Here is a 24,622-nt window from a genome sequence, read left to right as displayed (position 1 = left end):
AAGACCCCGCATGAGTTTACCTAACATCGCTGAAGTAAAATCCTTCCTGCTGGCGCTGCAGGATCACATCTGCGCGCAGCTCGCCCAGGCCGACGGCGGCGCCGTGTTCACCGAAGACCAATGGACGCGTGAAGAAGGCGGCGGCGGCCGCAGCCGCGTGCTGACCAACGGCGCGGTGTTCGAACAGGCAGGGGTCAACTTCTCGCACGTCTCCGGCGCCACCCTGCCGGCCTCGGCGACCGCGCACCGTCCGGAACTGGCCGGGCGCAGCTTCCAGGCGATGGGCGTCTCGTTGGTTATCCACCCGCTCAGCCCCTATGTACCCACCAGCCACGCCAACGTGCGCTTCTTCATCGCCGAAAAACCGGGCGAGGCGCCGGTGTGGTGGTTCGGCGGCGGTTTTGACCTGACGCCGTTCTACGGTTTCGCAGAGGATGCCGTGCACTGGCACCGCACCGCGGCCGAGCTGTGCGCGCCGTTCGGCGACGAGGTCTACCCGAAATACAAGCAATGGTGCGACGATTACTTCTTCATCAAGCACCGCAACGAAGCGCGCGGCATCGGCGGCCTGTTCTACGACGATCTGAACACCCCTGATTTCGACCATTGTTTCGCCTTCACCCGCGCGGTGGGCCAGGGCTTCCTCGACGCCTACCTGCCGATCGTCGAAAAACGCAAGGCCTTGACCTGGGGCGAGCGCGAGCGCCAGTTCCAGCTGTACCGCCGCGGCCGCTATGTGGAGTTCAACCTGGTGTGGGATCGCGGCACGCTGTTCGGGCTGCAAACCGGCGGGCGCACCGAGTCCATCCTGATGTCGATGCCGCCGTTGGTGCGTTGGGAATATAACTACCAGCCGGAGGCCGACAGCCCGGAAGCGGCGCTGACGCGCGATTTCCTGCCGGTGCGCGACTGGCTGCAGGAGCCGAAATGATGCAGATTTGGGTCGATGCGGACGCCTGTCCGAACGTGATCAAAGAGGTGCTGTTCCGCGCCGCCGATCGCACCGCCATCACCGTCACGCTGGTGGCGAACCAGCCATTGCGCACGCCGCCGTCGAAGTACATCCGTTCGCTGCAGGTGGCGGCCGGTTTCGACGTGGCCGACAACGAGATCGTGCGCCGCTGCGAAGCGGGCGATCTGGTGATCACCGCCGACATCCCGCTGGCGGCGGAGGTGATAGAGAAAGGGGCAGTGGCGCTGAACCCGCGCGGCGAGCGCTATACGCCGGACACCATCCGCGAGCGCCTCAACATGCGCGATTTTATGGATACCCTGCGCGCCAGCGGCATTCAGACCGGCGGCCCGAACGCCCTGAACCAGCGCGACCGCCAGCAGTTCGCCAACGAGCTGGACAAATGGCTGCTGCAGGCGAAACGGGCGCAGTGACTGCGCCCTGCTCTGCTGCGGTTTAGAAGCGCACCTCCCCGCCGAAGATATAAGTCCGCCCACGGGCGGTGTTGGTCGGCGTCTCATACTGCGACTGCGACGGCAGCGAGTTCATCTTGTTCAGCGCGTCTGAATAGTCTTTGTCCATCAGGTTCTGCACGCTGAGCTTCAGCAGCAGATTGCGATTCACCTGATAGGTGCCGTACAGATCGATAATGGTCGGAATATGCGGCGCCGGCTCTTTCAGCAACTGCTCATTCTCATCGTAATCAGAGTCCGGCGACAGGCGCACCGACTTGCCGGTGTATTTCACCACCCCGCCCAGCGTCAGTTTCTCGTCCAGCAGGCGCACCCCGCTGTCCAGCGTGAAGTAGAATTCCGGCAGCTCGCTGATATCGCCCGCGCCGAATACGTTGCTGGCCTGGTTGGTCGGCTGGGAGGTATGCTCCTTGCTTAACGACAGTTTGGTGAAGGCGAAACCGGCGTCGTACAGCGCTTCAAGTTCCACCCCGCGCGTTTTGACCGGATCGGGAGCATTGCTGTACATGGTCATGCTGACGTTGATGTCCGCGTTATCCCACTCTTCCTGCGTCGCCTGCGAACGGTTGCACTTCTGACGGTTTTTACACACCAGGTAGGTTTGGCTGGATATGTAGTTTTTGATCTTGGTTTCGAAATAGACCGCTTTCAGCTGGAAGCTGTCCTGCTTGAACAACAGATCGTGGGCATTGGCGTTGAACCCGCCCTGCCAGGTCTCCGCTTTTTCGCCCTTCAGGAACGGGTTCATCGACTGGCCGCCGCTGTTGGCGAAGAACACTTCCTGGATATTCGGCCCGCGCATCGACTTGCTGTAGCTGACGAACGGCTGCAGCCACGGCGTCACCTGCGCCGACAGCATGACCGACGGGTTGAAGCCGTGTTCGTTGCGGTTGATAGTGCCGGCGCCCTGCGGGAAGCACTCTACGCGCTCATCACAGGCCGGCTTGTAGCCGGAGAGGCGATAGGCGGTGTAGTTCAGGTCGAAATTCCCCTGCCAGATGCCGTAGTTGGCCTGCAACCCGCTGTACAGGCTGGAGATATCTTGTTTGCCGGCAATGCCCACCGGCATGCTTTCCGCCTGATCCTGATCCGTCACCAGCCCGGATGCCTTTTTCTTATACTCGTTGCGCACCAGCTTGCCGCCGTAGCTGAAGGCGAAATCAATATCCCGCAGGCTGAAACGGCTGGTGTTATTGATATCCAGCGCATCGGAAATGTTTTTCGCCGTGCTGTCGCTGAACCCCGCCATGTTGTTGGACATGAACTTCTGCTCACCGCGGCTGGTGCTGGCGGTCAATTTGAAATCGATCAGTTCCGAGAACGGCGCGTAGTGGTATTTGAGGTAAAAATCGTCGCTGTCGATGTGGCGGCGGGTGATTTTATTCTGGTAGCTGCGCGCCGACAGTTCGATGCTGTTGAAGGCATCCGGCTTGATGTCCACTTTGAACAGCTGGGATTTCGGGTTCTGGCGGTAGGTTTGATCGACGTTGAACATCTCGCTGTCGAAACCGGCGCCGTTTTTGTAGTTGGAGGTGATGGAGCTGCCGCTGATCGCCGCCATCGCCCCCAGGCTGCCGCCGTCGGCAAAGGCGGCGGTTTTGGCGCCCACGGCGATCATGCCGCTGCGGCCGATGCCGTTATTGCCCACCGAGAACTTGGTGCGCACGCCGAAGGGGTTGTCGGAAAACACCACGTCATCCACGCCGATGGTGCGGAAATTGGCGCTGCCCGCCAGGGCATTCACCCCGTCGGAACCGGTGGCGTTGCCGCGCGCCACGTCGACGCCGACGATAAAGTTAGGATCGATCAGCGCCCCAAACTGGCTGGTGGGCATGCCGCCGTGCGCTGCATCGCTCGGGGAGTTGCCGTAGTAGTTTTGCGTGATGCCGTCGACCATGGTGTTAACCCGGCCGAAGCCGCTCAGGCCGCGAATATTGACGCTGACCGATCCCTGGCCGGGGTCAATCTGGGTATAGGTGCCCGGCATGCTGCGCAGAATGCTGTCTACCGACTCCAGATTTTTGTTTTCATCGCGCGAGCTGAACGCGCCAGGCCTCGCCAACGCCTCTTTTTCACTGCTCTTGCCGCCGTCGGCGGCCGAGACGTTAAGCGGGCTGAACGCCACGCTGCCTTTATTATTTTCCGCCTGTTCCTGTGCGGCCGCAGCCGGCCCGTGCAGCGCCAGTCCCGCGCCGATCAGGCTCGCTATCATTTTGATTTTCATATATCCCCAGAAATAGCCAATAAGGTTTGATGGCCGACAATGCCCAGCAAAAAGCCCGCCGAAACGCGCGATAAAAGATTGTTATTGTTTTATTGCGCCGCAGCGTGCCGCGGCGCTGAAGGTTATTTCTGCGTCTGCCGATCCGCCGCCAAAATAAAGGCGTACTCCAGCGCGCCGTTTTCCAGCCGCGCCAGGCGGCCCGATTTGCCGCCGTGGCCGGCGGTCATGTCGGTGGAGAGCAGCAACAGCGAATCGCCCTGTTTGAAACACCGCAGCTTCGCCACCCATTTGGCCGGCTCCCAATACTGCACCTGCGAGTCGTACAAACCGCTGGTGACCAGCAGGTTCGGATAATGCTGCTTGCGCACGTTGTCGTACGGGCTGTAGGACTTCATCAGCGCATAGGCGGCCGGCTGGTGCGGGTTGCCCCACTCCTCGTATTCCCCGGTGGTCAGCGGAATGCTGTCATCCAGCATGGTGGTCACCACGTCGACGAACGGCACCTGTGCCACCACCGCGTTGTACAGCTGCGGCGCCTGATTGATCACCGCCCCCATCAGCAAACCGCCAGCGCTGCCGCCCATGGCATAGATGCGTCCCGGTTGGCCGTAGCCGCCGTTGATCAACGCCTGAGTGGCGTCGATGAAATCGTTGAAACTGTTCGGTTTGTGCGTCAGCTTGCCCTGTTTGTACCAGCTCTGCCCCAACTCGCCGCCGCCACGCACGTGGATCAGCGCATAGACGAAGCCGCGATCCAGCAGGCTGATACGGTTGGCGCTGAACGCCGGATCCATGCTCATGCCGTAAGCGCCATAGCCGTAGACCAGCAGCGGGTTATGCCCGTTTTTGAACAGCGATTTGCGATACACCAGCGAGACCGGCACCTTCACGCCGTCGCGCGCCGTGATCCAAATGCGTTCGCTGTGATACAGGCTGGGATCGACGCCTTTCACTTCCTGTTGCTTGAGCAGGGTGCGCTCGCCCTTGTTCAGATCCCACTCATAGGTGCGGGTCGGCGTGGTCATCGCCGAATAGCCGTAGCGCAACCGATCGCTGTCCGGCTCCGGGTTATAGCCCAGCCAGGCCATGTAGCTGGCGTCGTCGAACGGGATGGCGCGCTCAGTTTTACCGTCCCAGCTGATTTGCCGCAGCTGCACCAGCCCGTTGGCGCGTTCCTGCACCACCAGCCAGTCGCGGAACAGGCTGAAGCTCTCCACCTCGTGCTGCGCCTGCGGCGCAATCAGCGTCTGCCAGGGTTTGCCCGCCACCGCCGTGCGATACAGGCCGAAGTTCGGCTCCTGATGGTTGGAACGCAGATAGAACTCGCCGCGGTAGTGATCGAGATAATACTCGCGGCCATTTTGCCGGGCAGCGAATAGCTGCGGCTCGCGCTGCGGCTGGTTGGCGTCGATCAGGCGCACTTCGGAGGTGGTGTTGCCGCTGATGGTGAGTATCAGGTAGTCACGCGAAGAAGAACGGCCGAGGCTGAGGTAGAACGCCGGATCGTTCTCCTGGTACACCAGCTTATCTTGCGCCGTCGGCGTCCCGTACTGATGGCGGTAGACCTGATACGGCAGCAGCGTTTGCGGGTGGTTGCGCACGTAGAACAGGGTTTGGTTGTCGTTGGCCCACACCATGTTGCCGGAGGTGTTTTCCAGCGTTTCCGGCGACCAGCGTTCGCTGCCTATCTCGCGCAGGGAGATGCGGTATTGGCGGCGGCCCTGCAGATCTTCGGCCACCGCCAGGCGGCGGTTGTCCAGGCTAATGTCCATCGCCCCCAGGCGATAATAGGCATGGCCGGCCGCGCGCTGATTGGCGTCCAACAGGGTTTGCCACGGCGCGTCGGCGGTGAGCGCCTGGCGCTGATACCGCGCGAAATCTTTACCGGCGGCGTAGCTTTCCTGATAGCGATAGCCGTTGAGCTGATACGGCACCGAACGATCGTCAGGGCTCATGCGGCCCAGCATCTCCTGATACAGCGTGGCGCGCAGCTTCTGGTACGGCGCCATCATCTGCTCGGTGTAGCGGTTCTCCGCCTTCAGGTAGTCCAGCACCTTCGGCTCTTTTCGGCTGTCGTCGCGCAGCCAGTAGTAATCGTCGGTGCGCGTCTCGCCGTGGGCCGTCAGCGCTTTCGGCGCCCGTTCCGCCAACGGCGGCTGCGGTTGCGCCAGCGCGGCGCCGGCGACGCCTAAAGAAAGCCAGAGCGCGGCCGCGATGCGGCGACGCGGGGTGAATAACAGCGGGTTCATAATCCCTCACGAAGTTTGAAAAGGCGGACGGCGGCGAGGCGGCGTCTGCGGGCATTAACGGCGGGCGTTCAGCTCCGCCAGATTGAAATCGATCGGCATCGTTACCCTGACGGCCCCCTGCTGGAGCATCTCCGGCGGCGGCGGCGGCAACGGCTGCGCGCGCGACACCACCGCTACCGCTTCCCGATCCAGCGACGCGGTGCCGGAACGCGCCAGCAGGATCACGTTCGATACCCGCCCCTGCGCGTCGACGCTGAAACTGACCTGCGGCATGCCGCTGCGCCGGCGGTTGCGGGCATCCGGGGGATATTCCTTGATGCGGTTCAGCTTGCCCTTCACCAGACTCTCCCACGACAGCTTGGCCTGCGCGCTGCTGTTGGCATCGCTGTTGATCGGGGCGGCGGTTTGGTGGGAGAGCGTCTGCGCCTGTGGGGCGGCGGCGCTGGACGCGGCGGCGTTGCGCGTCTCTTTGGCCTGTTCCTGCGGTTTCGGCTGCGCTTTTTGCGGGGGACGGTGTTCGGCGCGCTTCTTCTGCGCCGTCACGATCTTCGCTTTATCGGCGCGCGCCAGCTTGGGCAGATCCGGCTGTTGCTGCTGCTCAGCGGGCTGCGCCGCGGCGGACTCCGCCTGCTGCACGCCCAGCGGCAACGGTTTGCTTTCCGGCGCTTCAATCTGCGCCGCCCAGCTCATCATCACCGCCGGCGGCGGCAGCGCCACCGGCTCCAGCGCCGTCTGCGGCCAATAAAACAGCAGCACCAACGCCGCGTGCGCCGCCAGGGCGAGCAGCAGGCCGCGCGCCCAGCGCGGCTGCGGCAGTTCAAAGGCCGGAAAGGAATAAGACTGACTTAACATAGGGGCATTAGCTTGCTTAATTGCGAATGATTGCAGATCACATTTACTAATGATAATCATTTGCAACTATAATTAACACCTCTTTTCACTGCCTTAACGTATTCATTTCACTGATGGTGTGATCCACAGGTAGTCCGCCGTGTTCGCATCGACCTGTACGCCCGGCTCCGCCAGCATCAGCACCGTCGGCGCCGCCGCCGGTTGCAGATCCCGCACGTGCAGCGGCACGCCCACCGATTTGGCGGCGTGATAGCCGCCGGCGATCAACAGCGCGGGCGTGGGCGCCGCCAGCAAACGTTCCGCCATGCGCCGATCGCGCTGCTGCTGGATCGCCAACATCGCGTGCAGTTGGTCGGCCTCAATCTTGCCGCCGTGCGAAGTGCGGATGGTCTCTTCCAACGCCTTGCGCACCGCCGGCTGCGCCGATAGCTGCCCCGCCGGGAACTGCGGCTGCTGATAGAACGCCGTAATCTCGCTGCGATCCAGGTTGGCTGACCACAGCGGGTATGGCGCGCGCATCGCCGCCATCGTCACCCCGCCATACAGTTCCCACTTCCAGCCCGGCTGCCAGGCGATCAGCTCCGCCACGCGGCCGTCACGCACCGTGGGATCGCTCTGCAGCCACTGCTTGACTTTGTCCACCTGCGCCTGCTGGTTCGGGTTGATCATCTCCATCAGCACACTGCCCTGCGGCCGCCGCTGCGGCAGCTGCTGCACCAGCCATTGCTCAATCTGATGGTGGTAAGGATTGTCATGCTTTTCCCCCACGATCACCCGCGGCGGCTGCGCCAACCGCGTCAACAGCTGCTCGGGCGTCAGGGTCGCGCCGCTGTGCAGATCGGTGATGCTCCCCAGGCTCGCGACGTCGCTGGCCGGCGCCTTCACCGGCGTTTGGCTGCAGGCGCCGAGCGCCAACGCCGCCAATAAAATCAGATATCTCATCATGTTGCCCCATTAGCGAAAATGGCGACATTATAGATAATAATTATCATTTGCATATAGATCCGACTTAACGATTTTTTTACGCGGCGATCGCCGGTGGCGCATTGCGTTAAAAAGGCATTACGGGTATAACCAATAGCCATTCAGATATTTAGACGTCTATACGGATAGATTATTATGCACGCATCGGCGCCCGCCGCAGGGCAGTTCAAACGCAGCATGAAGGCCCGGCATCTGGTGATGCTGTCGCTGGGCGGCGTGATCGGCACCGGGCTGTTTTTCAATACCGGCTACATCATCTCCACCACCGGGGCGCTCGGCACGCTGCTGGCCTACCTGATCGGCGCGCTGGTGGTATATCTGGTGATGCTGTGCCTGGGCGAGCTGTCGGTGGCAATGCCGGAAACCGGCGCCTTTCACGTCTATGCTTCGCGCTATCTGGGGCCGGCCACCGGCTATGCCGTCGCCTGGCTGTATTGGCTCACCTGGACGGTGGCGCTGGGCTCCAGCCTGACCGCCGCCGGATTCTGCATGCAGTACTGGTTCCCGCAGTCGCCGGTGTGGCTGTGGTGCCTGATCTTCTGCGCGGCCATTTTCCTGCTCAACGTCGTGACCACCCGCTTTTTCGCCGAAAGCGAATTCTGGTTTTCGCTGATCAAAGTGGTGACCATTCTGGCGTTCATCATTCTGGGCGGCGCCGCCATGTTCGGCCTGCTGCCGATGAAAGACGGCACGCCGGCGCCGTTCCTGCATAACCTGACCGCTTCCGGCTGGCTGCCGCACGGCACGCTGCCGATCCTGATGACCATGGTGGCGGTGAACTTCGCCTTCTCCGGCACGGAACTGATCGGCATCGCCGCCGGTGAAACCGAGAACCCGGAGAAAGTCGTGCCGCTGGCGATCCGCACCACGGTGATCCGCCTGATGCTGTTCTTTATCGGCACGGTGTTTGTGCTGGCGGCGTTGATCCCGATGGATCAGGCGGGGATCGTCAAAAGCCCGTTCGTGCTGGTGTTTGAACGCATCGGCGTGCCTTACGCCGCCGATATCTTCAACTTCGTGATCCTGACCGCCATCCTGTCGGCGGCCAACTCCGGCCTGTATGCCTCGGGGCGCATGCTGTGGTCGCTGGCCCACCAGCGCACCCTGCCGGCCTACTTTGCGCGCGTCAATGCACGCGGCATTCCAATCAACGCCCTGACCTTCAGCATGCTCGGCGGCGTGCTGGCGCTGCTGACCAGCGTGATCGCGCCGGACACGGTGTTCGTCGCCCTGTCGGCGATCTCCGGCTTTGCGGTGGTGGCGGTGTGGCTGAGCATCTGCGCCGCCCACTATGCTTTCCGCCGCGCCTATCTGCGCAGCGGCCAGCCGATAAGCGGCCTGAAATACCGCGCCCCCGGCTATCCATTGACGCCGATCCTCGGCTTTGCGCTGTGCCTGCTGGCCTGTATCGGGCTGGCGTTCGATCCGGAGCAGCGCATCGCGCTCTACTGCGGGCTGCCGTTCGTCGCCCTGTGCTACCTCACCTATTTCCTGACCCGGCGCGCCAGGCAAAAAAATGCTTTGGGAGAACAACATGTCGGTTAACAACCCCGTCGCCCGCCTGCTGGCCGAACAGCCGACGCTGATCCTGGACGGTGCGCTGGCCACCGAACTGGAAGCGCGCGGCTGCGATCTGACCGATCCGCTGTGGTCGGCCAAGGTGCTGATTGAAAATCCCGAGCTTATCTATCAGGTGCATCTCGATTATTTCAACGCCGGCGCTCAATGCGCCATCACCGCCAGCTATCAGGCCACGCCGCAGGGCTTCTTGCGCCGCGGCCTGGATCAGGAGCAATCGCTGGCGCTGATCGCCAAAAGCGTGCAGCTGGCGCAACGCGCGCGCCGCGATTATCTGGCCGAACACCCGCAGGCCGCGCCGCTGCTGATCGCCGGTTCTGTAGGCCCGTACGGCGCCTATCTGGCCGACGGCTCGGAATACCGCGGCGACTATCGGCTGGCGCAGGATGACTTCATTGCCTTCCACCGCCCGCGCCTCGCCGCGCTGGCCGCCGCCGGCGTCGATCTGCTGGCCTGCGAAACGCTGCCGTCGTTCGCTGAACTGCAGGCGCTGCTGACGCTGCTGCAGGAGTTCCCGACGCTCGGCGCCTGGTTCGCCTTCACCCTGCGCGACAGCCAACACCTCAGCGACGGCACGCCGCTGACGGAGGTCATGTCCGCACTGCGCGGCAACCCGCAGGTGCTGGCGATCGGCATCAACTGCATCGCGCTGGACAAGGTCGCCCCGGCGCTGCGTCAGCTGAGCGCGCTGGCCGACAAACCGCTGCTGCTCTACCCGAACTCCGGGGAGCATTACGATGCGGTGAGCAAAACCTGGCACGCCTGCGGCGGCGAACACGGCAGCCTGGCCGATCAGGCGGTAGAGTGGCGTGCGCTCGGCGCACATTTGATCGGCGGCTGTTGCCGCACCACCCCGCAGGATATCCGCGCCATCGCCGCGCGCTGCAAGGCATGAGAATGGGAGTTATTCGGTTAGCCGGCGCAGTTGCTCCGCGGCTTGTTCAACGTTGAGGCGGCCTTGAGCTGCTTCAACCGTAATTTCGACCAGTTCTGCGTCTTCCCGCAGTGCAATGCCATTAATACCGAGAAATAGCGCCATGCTTTGGAAGGCCGTACGTTTGTTGCCATCAAGAAAAATGTGACCGTGGCTGATGGCGATGAGATAGAGCGCGGCCAAGCGGTATACGTCTGTGACGTTCTCGTAGTGGTAAGCATTGAGCACGCGGTTGGCTACAGCCTCAACTTTGCTGCCTTCCTGGCGGCCGTGAGGCACAATTTCAGCGTTGAATTCCGCAATATCCTCTGCGGTCAAAAAGATCATCTATTGGCCAGCGCCTTAATCGTATCCGCGTGTTTAGCCTGAATGCGCGCTTTCACTTTGGCTTTGACCAAAACCTCATAGTCGGCCTTACTGATGATGTAAACCTCATCGTGTCCGCGGCGCGTCACTTCCACCGGCTGTTTTTGCGCTTCCAAAAGCACCTCGGCCAAATTGTTTCTCGCCGCCGTGTAGCTAATCGTAGTCATTTTCTTTACCTGTACATGTACATATTTGACGATTATTTGTACCACGTCCGCTGGAAATAAAAAAGCCCCCGGCGCCAACGGCGCAGGGGGCCAGTCACTCATCCCGGCCTTACAGCGGTTCGGTCTGGGCTTCCACCACTGCCAGCGCCACCATGTTGACGATGCGGCGCACCGAGGCGATCGGCGTCAGGATGTGCACCGGCTTGGCGACCCCCATCAGCACCGGCCCGACGGTCACCCCTTCCGAGCAGGAGACGCGCAGCAGGTTGTAACTGATCCGCGCCGCTTCCATGTTCGGCATGATCAGCAGGTTGGCCGAGCCTTTCAGCGGGCTGTCCGGCATCAGATCGTGACGAATGCTTTCCACCAGCGCGGCGTCTCCGTGCATTTCGCCGTCGATCTCCAGCTCCGGCGCCAGCTCGTTCACCAGCTCCAGCGTTTTGCGCATCTTGCGCGCCGCCGGGCAGTCAGACGAGCCGAAGCTGGAGTGAGACAGCAGCGCCACCTTCGGCTCAATGCCGAAGCGGCGCACGGTTTCCGCCGCCATCAGGGTGATCTCCGCCAGCTGTTCCGGCGTCGGATCGTCGTTGACGTAGGTGTCGGCGATAAAGGTGTTGCCGCTCGGCAGCAGCAGCGCGTTCATCGCGCCGGCGACGTGCGCGCCTTCACGGAAACCGAACACGTTCTTCACCACGTCGTAATGCTCGTGGTAGCTGCCGATGGTGCCGCAGATCATCGCATCCGCTTCGCCGCGGTGCAGCATGATGGCGGCGATCAGCGTCGGGTTGCCGATCACCGCGCGGCGCGCCTGCTCTTGCGAAACGCCACGGCGTTTCATGATCTGGTAGTACTCGCCCCAGTATTCGTTGAAGCGCGGATCCGACTCGTTGTTCACCACTTCGAAATCTTTGCCCGGCGTCAGCTGCAGGCCCAGTTTTTTCAGGCGCATCTCGATCACGCTCGGCCGGCCGACCAGGATCGGGAAAGCCAGCCCTTGCGACACCAGCTCCTGCGTGGCGTGCAGCACGCGCTCTTCCTCGCCTTCCGCCAGCACCACCCGCTTCATCTCTTTGCGCGCCTGCGAGAAGATCGGTTTCATGAACAGGTTGGTTTTGTAGACGAACTCCGCCAGCTTCTCCACGTAGGCGTCGAAGTCTTCGATCGGGCGCGTCGCCACGCCGGAATCCATCGCCGCCTTGGCCACCGCCGGCGCGATCTTGACGATCAGACGCGGATCGAACGGTTTCGGAATGATGTATTCCGGCCCGAAGGAGAGATCCTGATCGTCATACGCGGAAGCCACCACGTCGCTCTGCTCCGCCAGCGCCAGATCGGCGATGGCGTGCACGCAGGCCAGCTTCATCTCTTCGTTGATGGTGGTGGCGCCCACGTCGAGCGCGCCGCGGAAAATGAACGGGAAGCACAGGACGTTGTTCACCTGGTTCGGGTAGTCGGAACGGCCGGTACAGATGATGGCGTCCGGGCGCACCGCTTTGGCCAGCGGCGGCAGAATTTCCGGTTCCGGGTTGGCCAGCGCCATGATCAGCGGCTCGCGCGCCATGGTTTTCACCATATCCTGCGTCAGGACGCCCGGGCCGGAGCAGCCGAGGAAGATGTCGGCGTTCGGGATGGCGTCGCCCAGCGTGCGCTGGCCGTTATCCTCGATGGCGTAGGCGGCTTTGGTCTGTTCCATATTGGCGTCGCGGCCTTTATAGATGACGCCCTTGGAGTCGCAGACGGTGATGTTCTGCTGACGCAGCCCCAGCGCCACCAGCAGGTTCAGGCAGGCGATGGACGCCGCGCCGGCGCCGGACACCACCAGCCGCACATCGGAGATGTTCTTCTTCACCACGCGCAGGCCGTTGAGCACCGCGGCGGTGGTAATGATCGCCGTGCCGTGCTGGTCGTCGTGGAACACCGGGATCTTCATGCGCTCACGCAGTTTCTGCTCGATGTAGAAACACTCCGGCGCCTTGATGTCTTCCAGGTTGATGCCACCGAAGGTCGGTTCCAGCGCGGCGATAATGTCGATTAACTTGTCAGGGTTATGCTCATCCACTTCGATATCAAATACATCGATACCGGAAAACTTCTTGAACAAAACGCCCTTGCCTTCCATCACCGGCTTACCGGCCAACGCGCCAATATTGCCCAGACCCAGTACCGCCGTGCCGTTGGAAATCACCGCCACCAGGTTGCCGCGCGCGGTGTATTTGTAGGCCGCCAGCGGATCTTCGGCGATCTCGAGGCAAGGCGCGGCGACGCCCGGCGAATAGGCCAGCGCCAGATCGCGCTGGGTCGCCAACGGTTTGGTAGGGGAAACCTGGATCTTCCCTGGGACAGGAAACTGATGGAAATCAAGGGCACTCTGTTTGAGCTGTTCGTCCATTATGGATTCCTTTGTTTTTTGCTTTTATGTTGAGGTAAGGCTTTGAGGCTGCGCCCTGCCGTGGGCCATGGCGCCCAATTACAATGACAGGGCACAGCCTTGAAGTATAGTGAGAGAAACATCACAAACTTTGAAGCACGCCATAACCTTGGTCGAAAGAGCGTTTTAAAAGTAAAAAAGAAGGCCTGCGGGACGAGCAGAGAAACGCCGCCGTCAGCGCGGCGGCAGCGTGGCGCGCCAGGCGTTGAGCGTCTCCACCTGGCCGGCGCAAATGTGTAACGAGGTTTGTAACGCCAGGGCATAGCTCACCGCATCGCCCCAGGTCTCCCCCTGCAGCAGCGGCTGCTCACAGGGCGCGAACACCGACTCAGGGGGCAACAGCGGCACGGCCTGCGGCGCCGGCGGCCGGGCGCAGGAGCTCAAACACAGCGCCAGGCAGAGGCTGAGCGGCGCAGGGATCGTTTTTAATCGCTTCACGGTATTTCCTCTGATAAGCCTCGTGTTGCTGGCGCAGCTGCTGTTCCTGCCGCTGCTGCGCCGCCATCAGCGCACGATTTTGCGCGTCCTGTGTCTGCAAGGTGGCGATCAGCCCCGCCTGCTGCGCCAGGCTTTTTTGCAATTCCGCCGCCTGTTGCCGCGCGGACGCCAACTGGTGCGACAACAGCGCGCTGTAGCCGCCGAGGCAGATAGCCGCCAGCAACAGCAGCAGCAACCCGCCCTGCATCAGTTTTTGCAGCCAGCCACTCATGCCGGATAGTCCCGAAACGGCAGCTGGAAGTGCGGGCCATCCTTGAGGGTTTTCCATTCACCGCCCCATTCGACGTTGATGCCGCATTCACGCGCCGCGCGCCGCACCGCCACCGCAATTTGCGCGTAGTAATCCCACTCCCAGGAGACCACGCCCGCCGGCATCGCCACCACGTCCACCGCGTGTCCGGTCAGGTGGCGGCTGCGCAGCGTTTGGCTGTTGCCGGCGCGCACCATTTCCCGCTGGCGCGCCATGCTGCGCAGCCCCTCGCTGACGGAAAACGGCACCAGCGAATAGCGCAGCGCCAGACGAATAACGCGCACCAGATCCGGATGCACGCCGCGCAGATTCTCTTCGCTGCGGGCGGTAAAGCGAATCTCTTCGATGTCATTTAACATTTTTAAACCCCGTCTTTTTGCCGATGAATTTTTTAATTAAGGCGTTGATGTAATCCGCCCCCATAAAGCCAATCAATACGCTGGCCAAATTCGCCCAGTTTAATTCCAGGCCCATCAACGCCAGCGCATCGCGCACCGTCCAGGCCAATAACGCGCACATCGCCGCATTCAATAAGCGTCGCCGAATACCCACGTTGCGGTAGGCGCCATGTAATAGCGCCATCACGCCGGCCAGAATGGCGTTCAATACCGGCTGAAGATATTCACATACTCGCTGGACTATTAAGCCAACAGCGTCAGGCTCTATGCTGGACATAGCTCATCTCCTTTTTATTTTAATTAAATGCCAATCACGGCCGGTGGGACATCGGATAATCAGAATCTAGTTAAGGATGCTATTACAAAGCAAATGAATAAATACAGGCCCTATGGTCGAATTCATTCACGCTGAACGTTGGCACAACACATAAACGCCAAGACAGGCGGCAGTGAATAAAAAATTCATTCTTATGGTGATTTATTTCGACTTTTGTTTTTACTAAAAATAAACATTAATGGCGGTGGGGAATACTTCCCCATCATAAAAACATCCACTCTGGAGAAATACCATGTCCACACGCAAAGCCGTTATTGGGTATTATTTTATTCCAACCAACCAAATCAATAATTACACCGAGACCGATACCTCTGTCGTGCCATTCCCGGTTTCCAACATTACGCCGGCCAAAGCCAAACAGCTGACGCACATTAACTTCTCGTTCCTGGATATCAACAGCAATCTGGAATGCGCCTGGGATCCGGCCACCAACGACGCCAAGGCGCGCGATGTGGTCAACCGTTTGACCGCGCTCAAAGCGCATAACCCCAGCCTGCGCATCATGTTCTCCATCGGCGGCTGGTACTACTCCAACGATCTGGGCGTATCGCACGCCAACTACGTCAACGCGGTGAAAACCCCGGCGTCGCGCGCCAAGTTCGCCCAATCCTGCGTGCGCATCATGAAGGATTACGGTTTCGACGGTGTGGACATCGACTGGGAGTATCCGCAGGCGGCGGAAGTGGACGGCTTCATCGCCGCGCTGCAGGAGATCCGCACCTTGCTGAATCAGCAAACCGTCGCCGACGGCCGCCAGGCGTTGCCGTACCAGTTGACCATCGCCGGCGCCGGCGGCGCCTTCTTCCTGTCGCGCTATTACAGCAAGCTGGCGCAGATCGTCGCGCCGCTCGATTACATCAACCTGATGACCTACGATCTGGCCGGCCCCTGGGAGAAGGTAACTAACCACCAGGCGGCGCTGTTCGGCGATGCGGCCGGGCCGACCTTCTACAACGCTCTGCGCGAAGCCAATCTGGGCTGGAGCTGGGAAGAGCTGACCCGCGCCTTCCCCAGCCCGTTCAGCCTGACGGTCGACGCCGCCGTGCAGCAGCACCTGATGATGGAAGGCGTGCCGAGCGCCAAAATCGTGATGGGCGTGCCCTTCTACGGCCGCGCCTTCAAGGGCGTCAGCGGCGGCAACGGTGGGCAATACAGCAGCCACAGCACGCCGGGCGAAGATCCGTATCCGAGCACCGACTACTGGCTGGTGGGCTGCGAAGAGTGCGTGCGCGACAAGGATCCGCGCATCGCCTCCTATCGCCAGTTGGAGCAGATGCTGCAGGGCAACTACGGCTATCAGCGGTTGTGGAACGACAAGACCAAAACCCCTTATCTGTATCATGCGCAGAACGGGCTGTTCGTCACCTATGACGATGCCGAGAGTTTCAAATACAAAGCGAAGTACATCAAGCAGCAGCAGCTGGGCGGCGTGATGTTCTGGCATCTGGGGCAAGACAACCGCAACGGCGATCTGCTGGCCTCGCTGGATCGCTATTTCAACGCCGCAGACTACGACGACAGCCAGCTGGATATGGGCACCGGGCTGCGCTACACCGGCGTCGGCCCCGGCAACCTGCCTATCATGACCGCGCCGGCCTATGTGCCGGGCACCACTTACGCGCAGGGCGCGCTGGTGTCCTACCAGGGCTACGTCTGGCAGACCAAGTGGGGTTACATCACCTCTGCACCGGGTTCAGACAGCGCCTGGCTTAAGGTGGGCCGCGTAGCGTAAACCATAAAAAAACCCCGTAGCCGAATGCTGCGGGGTTTTCATTGAGTTAACCGTTTGATTTTCGCGTCCCTTCGTCTCTATTCCTTCAGTTGTGGCACCATGGATAGCCGCCATCCCGCACCACTTCGCGGCCTATCAGGCTGTAGACATCGCTTTTGCGCGTCAGCCGCTCATGCCACCAGTTAAACCCGGCGCCCTTGCTGGCCGGATGCCACGCCAGCCAAATCATTTCGTCGCCCTTTTGCATCTCCACCGGCACCGTCACCAGTTCGCCGCTGGCCAATTCCTTTTCGATCAGCGCAGGCGGCAGAAAAGCGTGGCCGATGCCGCGCTTGAGCAGCGCCAGGTTGCTTTCCACATCGCACACCACCAACTGACGCTGCAAGGGCAGCGTACCATGATTGCGCTTGGGCAGCTCATGGCTGCTGTCGGCGATCACCACCACGATGTCGTTCAACCGCTGTTTCTTGCACACCGGCTTTCTCTGCGCCGCGAACGGGTGCGAAGGCGATACGCACAGCACAAAGTTGAGCTTGCCGAGCATCAGGGTTTTGGCCTGCACGCTGTCGGGAATTTGGCCGATGGCGATGATCAGATCCGCCCGGTTGTTTTTCAGCGCATCCCAGGTGCCGTTCAACGCTTCCCGCTGCACCGAGATATTGGCGTTCGGGCAATGCTGAATATAGTCGCGGATATCCTGCGTCAGCGTTTCCAGCGGGAAGAAGGTGTCTACCGCCAGGCGGATATTATTGTCCAGCTTGGGGATGTTGCGCACCCGGCTTTCCAGATCCTGCACCGCATTTAAAATCCAACTGCCTTCCTGCAGGAGAAATTCCCCTTCATCCGTCAGGGTAATCATGGGGCCATTGCGATGAAAAAGTTTCACGCAAAGTTTGCTTTCAATATTGGAAACCCGATAAGAGATCGCCGAAGGCGTTTTATGCAGCGCCTCCGCGGCCATAGAGAAAGATCCGGTGTTCTTGATGGTGCTGATTATTTTAATCGCGTCCAGGGATAATCTAGTCATACAAATTCCTCTTTAAAATAAAATAAGAAAATGACACTAAATTCCCAAGGTGGTGGCGCACAAAAATCGATCAAATCAAACAAGGGTACTCAACGCAACAAGCAATATACTTCATAAATGAGAGCGCTATCTTAAATACTATTCATCACTACTTGATATAAATTTCATCATAGCGCCGTGCTTTTACACTGTGACAGTTAAATAAATTCGGCCTAACGATCAAAGATTGTCATCATAATATTTTTCGTTAATAGCCGGTAAAACATTCCGATCTACGGCCAAACCAGAATGGTAAAAATAAAACAAGCCGACAGAAATGGTTATTTCCAATTGCGTTATTAGTCTCTCATTTTGTCGGTGAAATACGCTCAACTTACAACATAATTTCAGTCAGGAGTGACTTATGAACAAAACTTCCCGTACCCTGCTCTCTCTGGGCCTGCTGAGCGCGGCCATGTTCGGCGTTTCGCAACAGGCGAATGCCCACGGTTATGTCGAGTCGCCGGCCAGCCGCGCCTATCAGTGCAAACTGCAGCTCAACACGCAGTGCGGCAGCGTGCAGTACGAACCGCAGAGCGTCGAAGGCCTGAAAGGCTTCCCGCAGGCCGGCCCGGCTGACGGCCATATCGCCAGCGCCGACAAGTCCACTTTCTTCGAACTGGATCAGCAAACGCCGACGCGCTGGAACAAGCTCAACCTGAAAACCGGCCCGAACTCCTTTACCTGGAAGCTGACCGCGCGTCACAGCACCACCAGCTGGCGCTATTTCATCACCAAGCCGAACTGGGACGCTTCGCAGCCGCTGACCCGCGCTTCCTTTGACCTGACGCCGTTCTGCCAGTTCAACGACGGCGGCGCCATCCCTGCCGCACAGGTCACCCACCAGTGCAACATACCGGCAGATCGCAGCGGTTCGCACGTGATCCTTGCCGTGTGGGACATAGCCGACACCGCTAACGCCTTCTATCAGGCGATCGACGTCAACCTGAGTAAATAATCGGTCAAATGAGGAGATCGTTGAGGGTTCAGCCTGGCGCTGAACCCTTTTTTGCGGGTGCCGCTATTGCGACATGTTGAGGATAGTACGCACATTGAGCGCGCTGGTGGCGATAATGTCGATGGCGCCGGTGCGCAAAGCGCCCAAAATCGCCAGCGCCTTGGTATTCTCGGAAGCAATGGCGATCACGCAAGGGATTTTGCGCAGCTCATCAATGCTCAGCCCGATCACTCTGTCATTCATCACCGTGTCGACATGCTGCCCCTGAGCATTGAAAAAGTCATAGCCGGCGATGTCGCCGATCACGCCCTGATTGAGGCTGGCGTCGATAATCTCGTGCGGCGTAAACCACCCCAATTTCACCATATAACTGTTTTCATTCATGTCGCCAATGCCGACTAACGCCACATCGGCCTTACGCGCACGATCCAGCGTTTCCTTAATCGTGCCGTTCTGCATGAAGGCGTCTTTCAGCGCGCGATTTTCGACGTAGGCCGGCGCATAGAGCGTCTCGCTGCTGCCGCCGAACTTCTTCGCCAGACGCCGGCTGATATGGTCGGCGTTGATCGCGTCGCCCGGACGGTGGGTGCCGCCGATGCCGCAGATGAACTTGCAGTTGCGTTCCGTCACGCTGCCGACATGATCGGCGATCGCCGCCACGTTGCGTCCCTGGCCGACCGCCAACACCATATCGTCTTTCAGCGACATCGCCAGATAATTGGACACCAGCGCCGCCACCTGCCGACGCTGTTCCTCTTCGTCCTGCTGGTCGAGCGCGATCAATGCGCGGCTGATGGGAAAACGTTCCATCATCTGCTGTTCCAGCCGGGTGCTGAATACCGGGTGATAACGCACGTTGATCTCGACGATGCCTTCTTCCTTGGCGCGCTTGAGCAAACGACCGACTTTGATCCGTGAGATGCCGAACTTTTTGGCGATCTCTTCCTGCGTGATCTCATCCTGATAATAAGCAACGGCGATTTCGGTCAGCAGTTCGTTATCCTGGGACACAGTTTGTTTTTCCATCCGTTAGACGTTTCCCCACGGCAGGCCGGTTGATGATGGCGGAGGGACGATACACGCCCCTCCGACAAGGCTGAATGCCCGCTAGTATAACGCGTTCAGGCGGCAACGGTATTCAGTCGTTGCTCCACCTCGTCCGCCAATCGGGTCAAGAGCAGGCAGCAAGATACCGCGCCGGCGTCCAGTACGCCGCGCGAACGCTCGCCCAGACGGCTGGCGCGGCCGATTTTCGCCACCAGCTCGCGGGTGGAGTCCCGCCCGCGCTCTGCGGCGATTTTCATTTGTTCCAGCGCAGCGGCGAAGTCGTCACCGCGTCCCACCGCCTGCTCAAATGCCGCCACCGCCGGTATCAGCGTATCCATCAGACACTTGTCGCCCACGCCCGCGCTGCTGATGTCCTGCAGTTCGCGCAACCCGCCGTGCAACATCGCTAAAAATGCCTGCTTGTCCAGCACGCTGCGCTCACGGACGCTCTCCGCCATGCCCATGAACAGGCTGCCGTACAGCGGCCCCATCGAACCGCCGATGCCCTCCATCAGCGCATCCGATACCGCATCGAACGCCTGCGCCAGCGTGAGCTCGCGGCCGCGAATGGCATCGCCGCACATCGCGAATCCCTTCGACATATTAATGCCGTGGTCACCGTCGCCGATGGCGCCGTCGATTTCGCTCAGATATTCGCGGTTGCTGACAATGGTTTCTATCAGCCCCGTAACGATCTCACTGCCGTACCGGGTTGAAATTTGTTCCGTCATGATTCACTCCACCTGGGTTAAGCCTAAAGATTGCGCCGGCATGTCCAGCAGCGTTTTCAGTTCGTCATCCAGCGTCATCAGCGTCAGCGTCACGCCCATCATTTCCAGCGACGTGAAGTAATTGCCGACGTAGCGCCGATGCACCCGCACGCCTTTCGCCGTCAACCGACGCTCTATTTCGGCATAATAGATATACAGCTCCATCACCGGCGTGGCGCCAAGCCCGGAGATCAGCAACGCCACCTCCTGCCCCTGTTCCAGCGGCATGTCGTTGAGCACGAAATCGAGCATGGTGCCGGCCATCGCCGACGCCGATTGGATCGGCGACACCTCAATGCCCGGTTCGCCGTGATGGCCGATGCCGATCTCCATCTTGCCGTCTTCGATATGAAAATTGGGTTTGCCGACCGCGGGAATGGTGCAGGAACTGAGGCCGACGCCGATCGAACGACACCGGTCGATGGCCTTTTGCGCCGCGCCGATCACGCCGTCCAGATCGTACCCTTTGGCCGCCGCCGCCGCGCCGACCTTCCACATCAGAATTTCGCCGGCCACGCCGCGCCGTTTATCGATCTCACTGGCCGGCGCCGAGGCGACGTCATCGTTGGCCACCACGGTTTTCACCCGTATGCCGGCCGCCGTGGCCTTCTTGATCGCCATCTTGACGTTCATGTTATCGCCGGCGTAGTTGCCGTACAGGCAAGCGACGCCCGCACCGCTGTCCGCCGCCTTGAAAGCGTCGAGAAAAGCCCCCGCCGTAGGCGATGAAAAAATCTCGCCAATCGCGACGGCATCCAACATGTTTTTGCCGACATACCCCAGGAACGCCGGCTCGTGGCCGGAACCGCCGCCGGTGACGATGCCCACTTTGCCGGCGATCGGCGCCGGCGGATATTTCAACACCCGCGCATTGTCGGTGGCGGCATAATAGTTCGGGTGGGCCAGCCTGTAGCCCTGAATGGCGTCTTCCACTACGTGATCGGGATCGTTAATGATTCTGTTCATCGCGGCCTCTCTGTCGCCTGAATAAGAAATTATTGAATGGTGTAACCGCCGTCGACCACCAGGTTGGCGCCGGTGATCATCGTCGCCGCGTCACCGGCCAAAAACAGGGCGCTGGCGGCGATATCTTGCGGCTCGGCGAAACGCCGCAGCGGGATTTTCTGCTTCATTTGTTCCGCCACCTCGCCTGACCAGGCCTTACGGCCCAGCTCCGTCAAAACCACGGTGGGCGAAATGGCGTTGACCCGCACGTTGTGCGGCCCCCACTCCAGCGCCAACACCTGGGTCAGACCGATTACGCCCGCCTTGCTGGCGCAATAGGCCAGGTGATTAGGCAAAGCCACTACGCCGGCCTGCGAGGCGAGATTGATGATGCTGCCGCCGCGCTGGCGAATGAAACGGCGCCCCACCGCCTGGCAGGTAAGAAACACGCCTTTCAGATTGACCGCCAGGGTTGCATCCCACGCCGTTTCCGGCAGTTCCTCAGCGGGATGCAGCGCGACGATGCCGGCGCTGTTGACCAGCACGTCCAGCCGCCCGAAATGCGCCTCAATCTGCGCTATCGCCCGCTCCACCGATGCGGCATCGGTGACGTCGGCCACGACGCCCACCGCCGCCTCGGCGTCCAGCTGTCGCGCCACTTCCGCAACCTGCGGCGCCCGATCGAGCAGCGCCACGCGCGCGCCGTTTTGCAGATAGCGTTCGGCGATAGCGAGGCCGATCCCCGCAGCGCCGCCGGTAATCAGCGCCACCTTGCCCTGCAGCGAGAGCTCGCGCGGCGCCGTAGTTTGATGATTAATCATAAATTTCCCCTTAAAACTGTGAACTTCACCCTCGGTCAGGATATTTTCGCCAAACTCGCGCCGCGTTCTTCCTGCGCCGTCGCGCTTTCCTTCGGCAGCGTGACAAATTTCATCAGCACGCCGCTGAACAAGTACAAACCGGTAAAGATCCAGATCACGCCAACGGTGCCGAGGCTGCCGATAAACAGCCCCACCACCGCCGGGCCGACAAAGGTGCTCAGGCCGGCGCCCAGATTGAGAATCGACATCGCCGCGCCCTTATTGTCCGGCGCCAGCGACGGCATGATGGCCGACAGCGGCACGAACGCCGCCAGGCAGGCGCCGAACAACCCGGCGGCGCAAACGGTCAGCAGGTAGTTGGCGCCGAAGAATTGCGGCACGTAGTAGAACATCAGCGTGGTCAAGGCACAGCCGACGCAGCCAAACCACATCACCACATTGCGCCAGCCGAGCCCGTCGCTGATCACGCCGAAAATCAGGTTGAAAATGATGTTGACCGTCCACAGCGCGGCATACATCTGCAGCCAATGCGTGCGGGTGAACCCCATATCCATCATGTACATGGGCATGAATACGACGAAGCCGTAAGCCGCAGAGGTATTAATGGTGCGCACGATGCCGCCCAGGCCAATCTTCGGGTTTTCAAACGCGATGGTGATGCCCTTCAAGACATAACCCAGCGACGCCTTTTCACGGTTGCCGCTCTGTGCCGCGCCGTCGTCGCGATTGAGCATCAGCGCAATCACCACGCCCAGCACGACGAAAATCAGCGCGCTCCACAGCGTGTGGATCTCGCCGAGATAAGGCAGCATGATGCTGGAATACAGCACGCCCAGCACGCTGAGCCCGCCGCTGTAGACGAACCAGAAAATCCCCACCGCCGACCCCAGCCTTTCCGGCGGCGCCTCATACGCCACCCACACCAGAAAACCGTAGGCGAACAACGGATAACCCAAGCCGCGCAGCGCATAGGTCGGCACCATGATCGCCAGGTTGTTGCTCGGCAGGCCGAACGTCAAAAAACACACCGAACCGAACAGAAACAGCAGCAGGCCGGCCAACATCACCCGCCGGGCGGTAAAGATTTCCGCCAACACGCCGGAAAACCAGGCGGCGATGGCGGCCGCAAAGCCATAAACGCTGAACAGCAGCGCCGATTCCTGAATGCTCAGCCCTTTGCCAATCAAATAAGGCGACAGCCAGCCCTGTTCCAGCCCTTCGCCCATCATGAACACCAACACGCCGGCATAGCCCAGCAGTAGTTTCGGTGACAGACCAATGCGATGAATCAGTCCATGCAACATAGAACACCCCAGCACATGTGATTATGGAGGCGCAGGCTCGCCCGCACCCGAGGAACGACGCAGGTTTCAGAGGTTTGGATTAAGCACCACTTTGATTGAACCGATACCGCGCTTCATCAGCTCGAAGCCCTCGGCGAACTGTTCCAGCGGCAACGTATGCGTCACCACGCCTTCGGTCGGCAGATCGCCATTGGCGATGCCTTCGATCACCAGCGGATAGCAGTAAGGGCCGAGATGCGAACCGAGCACGTCCAGTTCCTTGCGGTCGCTGATGATGCTCCAGTCGACGGTCACCGGATTCTTAAACACGGAAAATTCGACGAAGGTGCCGAGCTTGCGGATCAGCGTCAGGCCCTGTTCCACGGACTTCTGTGCGCCGGTCGCCTCGATGTAGATGTCGCAGCCGTAGCCCTCGGTCATCGCTTTAACCGCGGCGGGCACGTCGTCACGGGTGGGATTGAGCGTCACATCCGCGCCGAAGCGCTTCGCCAAGGCCAGACGTTCGTCGGACAGATCCAGCACCACCAGCTTCGAGGGCCCGGATTTCTTGATGGCCCCGATCATGCCCAGCCCCAGGGTGCCGGCGCCGGCCAATACCACTACATCGCCCAGTTTGATATTGGCGCGTTGCACCGCATGGAAGGAGCAAGCATAGGGTTCGATCAGAATGGCTTTTTCGATCGGCAGGTCGGCCGGCACATGATAGTTAATCGCCTCTTTGGTGAACTTCATGTACTCGGCCATGCCGCCGTTAACGTTTTTCTGGAAACCGTACAGGTCATGCTTTTCGCACATCCAATACTGACCGCGGTTGCAGAAGCGGCATTGCCAGCAGGGAACGATTTGTTCTGATATCACGCGATCGCCGAGATTGAAGCCCTCGACGCCTTCACCGTACCCCACGACATGGCCGATGAATTCATGGCCGGGGATCATCGGCGCCTTGATGTACGCCGGTTGTTTTTCATCGCCCCAGAAGCTGGGCGCCCCTTCGAACGCTTTAACATCACCGGCGCAGATGCCGCAGGCCTCGATCTTCACCAGGATCTCTTTCGGGCCGATCTTCGGTACCGGCACCTGTTCCAGGCGGTAATCTTTCGGGGCGTACGCCACAACCGCCTTCATGATCTCGGGGATACCGGCCGCCATTTTCGCCTCTGTTATGCAGGTCTGACACATAGCACTCTCCTCTGGTAGGGAAATTTCTTTTGATCATTAACACAAGTAAAGAACAAATGAACACTAACGCCATGCGTTCAATTTGCCCACAGTGAACTTATCAAAGTGTG

24 protein-coding genes are annotated in these 24,622 nt (G+C 60.3%); 6 read left to right on the top strand and 18 right to left on the bottom strand.

All coding sequences use genetic code 11. From position 1 onward, the window contains the following. Nucleotides 1-10: 10 nt before the first annotated feature. Both hemF and L085_RS10785 read left to right on the top strand, forming a co-directional pair. A complete protein-coding gene (gene hemF / locus L085_RS10790; RefSeq protein ID WP_015378680.1) occupies nucleotides 11-931 on the top strand; it encodes an oxygen-dependent coproporphyrinogen oxidase in 921 nt (306 codons plus the stop codon). Continuing rightward, on the top strand, nucleotides 931-1,386 hold the full coding sequence (locus L085_RS10785; protein ID WP_004936514.1) for a YaiI/YqxD family protein: 456 nt from the start codon (nucleotides 931-933) through the stop codon (nucleotides 1,384-1,386). Before hemF ends, L085_RS10785 begins: the two co-directional genes overlap by 1 nt. Before the next feature lie 22 nt (nucleotides 1,387-1,408). On the opposite strand, the gene L085_RS10780 is transcribed toward L085_RS10785, so the two are convergent. The 4 genes from L085_RS10780 to L085_RS10765 all read right to left on the bottom strand — a co-directional run bounded on the left by L085_RS10780 (nucleotide 1,409) and on the right by L085_RS10765 (nucleotide 7,692). Continuing rightward, the gene (locus tag L085_RS10780; protein WP_044030730.1) at nucleotides 1,409-3,649 is read right to left on the bottom strand and encodes a TonB-dependent receptor; all 2,241 of its coding nucleotides are present in this window, start codon (nucleotides 3,647-3,649) and stop codon (nucleotides 1,409-1,411) included. Between the two features lie 122 nt (nucleotides 3,650-3,771). After that, a complete protein-coding gene (locus tag L085_RS10775) occupies nucleotides 3,772-5,898 on the bottom strand; it encodes a S9 family peptidase (RefSeq protein ID WP_081835515.1) in 2,127 nt (708 codons plus the stop codon). 54 nt (nucleotides 5,899-5,952) lie between these two features. Beyond that, the gene (locus tag L085_RS10770; protein ID WP_044030729.1) at nucleotides 5,953-6,750 is read right to left on the bottom strand and encodes a TonB family protein; all 798 of its coding nucleotides are present in this window, start codon (nucleotides 6,748-6,750) and stop codon (nucleotides 5,953-5,955) included. Nucleotides 6,751-6,852: 102 nt separating this feature from the next. After that, nucleotides 6,853-7,692, bottom strand: a complete 840-nt coding sequence (locus tag L085_RS10765) for a ChaN family lipoprotein (protein ID WP_044030728.1) — start codon at nucleotides 7,690-7,692, stop codon at nucleotides 6,853-6,855. 177 nt (nucleotides 7,693-7,869) lie between these two features. Here L085_RS10765 and mmuP point away from each other — a divergent pair, with 177 nt between their 5' ends. Then, nucleotides 7,870-9,279: an S-methylmethionine permease gene (gene mmuP / locus L085_RS10760; RefSeq protein WP_044030727.1), complete on the top strand. Its 1,410-nt coding sequence runs from the start codon at nucleotides 7,870-7,872 to the stop codon at nucleotides 9,277-9,279. After that, nucleotides 9,269-10,207 carry a homocysteine S-methyltransferase gene (gene mmuM / locus L085_RS10755; RefSeq protein ID WP_044030726.1) on the top strand — a complete coding sequence of 313 codons (939 nt, stop codon included), beginning with the start codon at nucleotides 9,269-9,271 and terminating at the stop codon, nucleotides 10,205-10,207. Before mmuP ends, mmuM begins: the two co-directional genes overlap by 11 nt. Before the next feature lie 9 nt (nucleotides 10,208-10,216). On the opposite strand, the gene L085_RS10750 is transcribed toward mmuM, so the two are convergent. From L085_RS10750 to L085_RS10720, 7 genes are all read right to left on the bottom strand, one after another. After that, nucleotides 10,217-10,573, bottom strand: coding sequence for a type II toxin-antitoxin system death-on-curing family toxin (locus tag L085_RS10750; protein WP_044030725.1), 357 nt, complete (start codon nucleotides 10,571-10,573; stop codon nucleotides 10,217-10,219). Next, nucleotides 10,570-10,881: a type II toxin-antitoxin system Phd/YefM family antitoxin gene (locus L085_RS10745; RefSeq protein WP_226883089.1), complete on the bottom strand. Its 312-nt coding sequence runs from the start codon at nucleotides 10,879-10,881 to the stop codon at nucleotides 10,570-10,572. Before L085_RS10745 ends, L085_RS10750 begins: the two co-directional genes overlap by 4 nt. A 7-nt stretch (nucleotides 10,882-10,888) precedes the next feature. Further along, on the bottom strand, nucleotides 10,889-13,168 hold the full coding sequence (gene maeB / locus L085_RS10740) for an NADP-dependent oxaloacetate-decarboxylating malate dehydrogenase (RefSeq protein WP_044030724.1): 2,280 nt from the start codon (nucleotides 13,166-13,168) through the stop codon (nucleotides 10,889-10,891). A gap of 213 nt (nucleotides 13,169-13,381) precedes the next feature. Next, a complete protein-coding gene (locus tag L085_RS25585) occupies nucleotides 13,382-13,555 on the bottom strand; it encodes a hypothetical protein (protein WP_021505636.1) in 174 nt (57 codons plus the stop codon). Continuing rightward, nucleotides 13,536-13,916, bottom strand: coding sequence for a DUF2570 family protein (locus tag L085_RS10730; RefSeq protein WP_044030723.1), 381 nt, complete (start codon nucleotides 13,914-13,916; stop codon nucleotides 13,536-13,538). Before L085_RS10730 ends, L085_RS25585 begins: the two co-directional genes overlap by 20 nt. Then, nucleotides 13,913-14,314, bottom strand: coding sequence for a M15 family metallopeptidase (locus L085_RS10725; RefSeq protein ID WP_033643981.1), 402 nt, complete (start codon nucleotides 14,312-14,314; stop codon nucleotides 13,913-13,915). The genes L085_RS10730 and L085_RS10725 overlap by 4 nt, the downstream gene beginning before the upstream one ends. Continuing rightward, nucleotides 14,304-14,630 (bottom strand): phage holin, lambda family, encoded by a 327-nt coding sequence (locus tag L085_RS10720; protein ID WP_033643982.1) that lies wholly within the window; start codon nucleotides 14,628-14,630, stop codon nucleotides 14,304-14,306. The genes L085_RS10725 and L085_RS10720 overlap by 11 nt, the downstream gene beginning before the upstream one ends. A gap of 292 nt (nucleotides 14,631-14,922) precedes the next feature. Here L085_RS10720 and L085_RS10715 point away from each other — a divergent pair, with 292 nt between their 5' ends. Beyond that, nucleotides 14,923-16,422: a glycosyl hydrolase family 18 protein gene (locus L085_RS10715; protein ID WP_044030722.1), complete on the top strand. Its 1,500-nt coding sequence runs from the start codon at nucleotides 14,923-14,925 to the stop codon at nucleotides 16,420-16,422. Between the two features lie 85 nt (nucleotides 16,423-16,507). Here the strand turns inward: L085_RS10715 and L085_RS10710 are convergent, their stop codons facing one another. After that, nucleotides 16,508-17,449: a LysR family transcriptional regulator gene (locus tag L085_RS10710; RefSeq protein ID WP_044030721.1), complete on the bottom strand. Its 942-nt coding sequence runs from the start codon at nucleotides 17,447-17,449 to the stop codon at nucleotides 16,508-16,510. 403 nt (nucleotides 17,450-17,852) lie between these two features. On the opposite strand from L085_RS10710, the gene L085_RS10705 reads away from it, so the two are divergent. Further along, nucleotides 17,853-18,446: a lytic polysaccharide monooxygenase gene (locus L085_RS10705; RefSeq protein WP_004936574.1), complete on the top strand. Its 594-nt coding sequence runs from the start codon at nucleotides 17,853-17,855 to the stop codon at nucleotides 18,444-18,446. A 63-nt stretch (nucleotides 18,447-18,509) separates the two neighbouring features. Here the strand turns inward: L085_RS10705 and L085_RS10700 are convergent, their stop codons facing one another. The 6 genes from L085_RS10700 to L085_RS10675 form a co-directional block, all read right to left on the bottom strand. Next, the gene (locus tag L085_RS10700) at nucleotides 18,510-19,472 is read right to left on the bottom strand and encodes a sugar-binding transcriptional regulator (protein WP_044030720.1); all 963 of its coding nucleotides are present in this window, start codon (nucleotides 19,470-19,472) and stop codon (nucleotides 18,510-18,512) included. Nucleotides 19,473-19,567: 95 nt separating this feature from the next. Continuing rightward, nucleotides 19,568-20,224, bottom strand: a complete 657-nt coding sequence (gene dhaL, locus L085_RS10695; protein WP_004936578.1) for a dihydroxyacetone kinase subunit DhaL — start codon at nucleotides 20,222-20,224, stop codon at nucleotides 19,568-19,570. 3 nt (nucleotides 20,225-20,227) lie between these two features. After that, nucleotides 20,228-21,229: a dihydroxyacetone kinase subunit DhaK gene (locus tag L085_RS10690; protein ID WP_004936581.1), complete on the bottom strand. Its 1,002-nt coding sequence runs from the start codon at nucleotides 21,227-21,229 to the stop codon at nucleotides 20,228-20,230. Between the two features lie 29 nt (nucleotides 21,230-21,258). Further along, nucleotides 21,259-22,029 (bottom strand): SDR family oxidoreductase, encoded by a 771-nt coding sequence (locus L085_RS10685; RefSeq protein ID WP_049870661.1) that lies wholly within the window; start codon nucleotides 22,027-22,029, stop codon nucleotides 21,259-21,261. Nucleotides 22,030-22,064: 35 nt separating this feature from the next. After that, nucleotides 22,065-23,333 carry an MFS transporter gene (locus L085_RS10680; RefSeq protein WP_044030719.1) on the bottom strand — a complete coding sequence of 423 codons (1,269 nt, stop codon included), beginning with the start codon at nucleotides 23,331-23,333 and terminating at the stop codon, nucleotides 22,065-22,067. A gap of 66 nt (nucleotides 23,334-23,399) precedes the next feature. Then, entirely contained in the window at nucleotides 23,400-24,512 is a 1,113-nt protein-coding gene (locus L085_RS10675) for an alcohol dehydrogenase catalytic domain-containing protein (protein ID WP_044030718.1), read from the bottom strand. Nucleotides 24,513-24,622: the final 110 nt, after the last annotated feature.

The sequence above is a fragment of the Serratia sp. FS14 genome, assembly GCF_000695995.1.
Taxonomy (GTDB): Bacteria; Pseudomonadota; Gammaproteobacteria; order Enterobacterales; family Enterobacteriaceae; genus Serratia; species Serratia nematodiphila.
The sequence above is the reverse complement of the archived record's forward strand: the minus strand, read 5'-3'. Positions and strand labels throughout refer to the sequence as shown.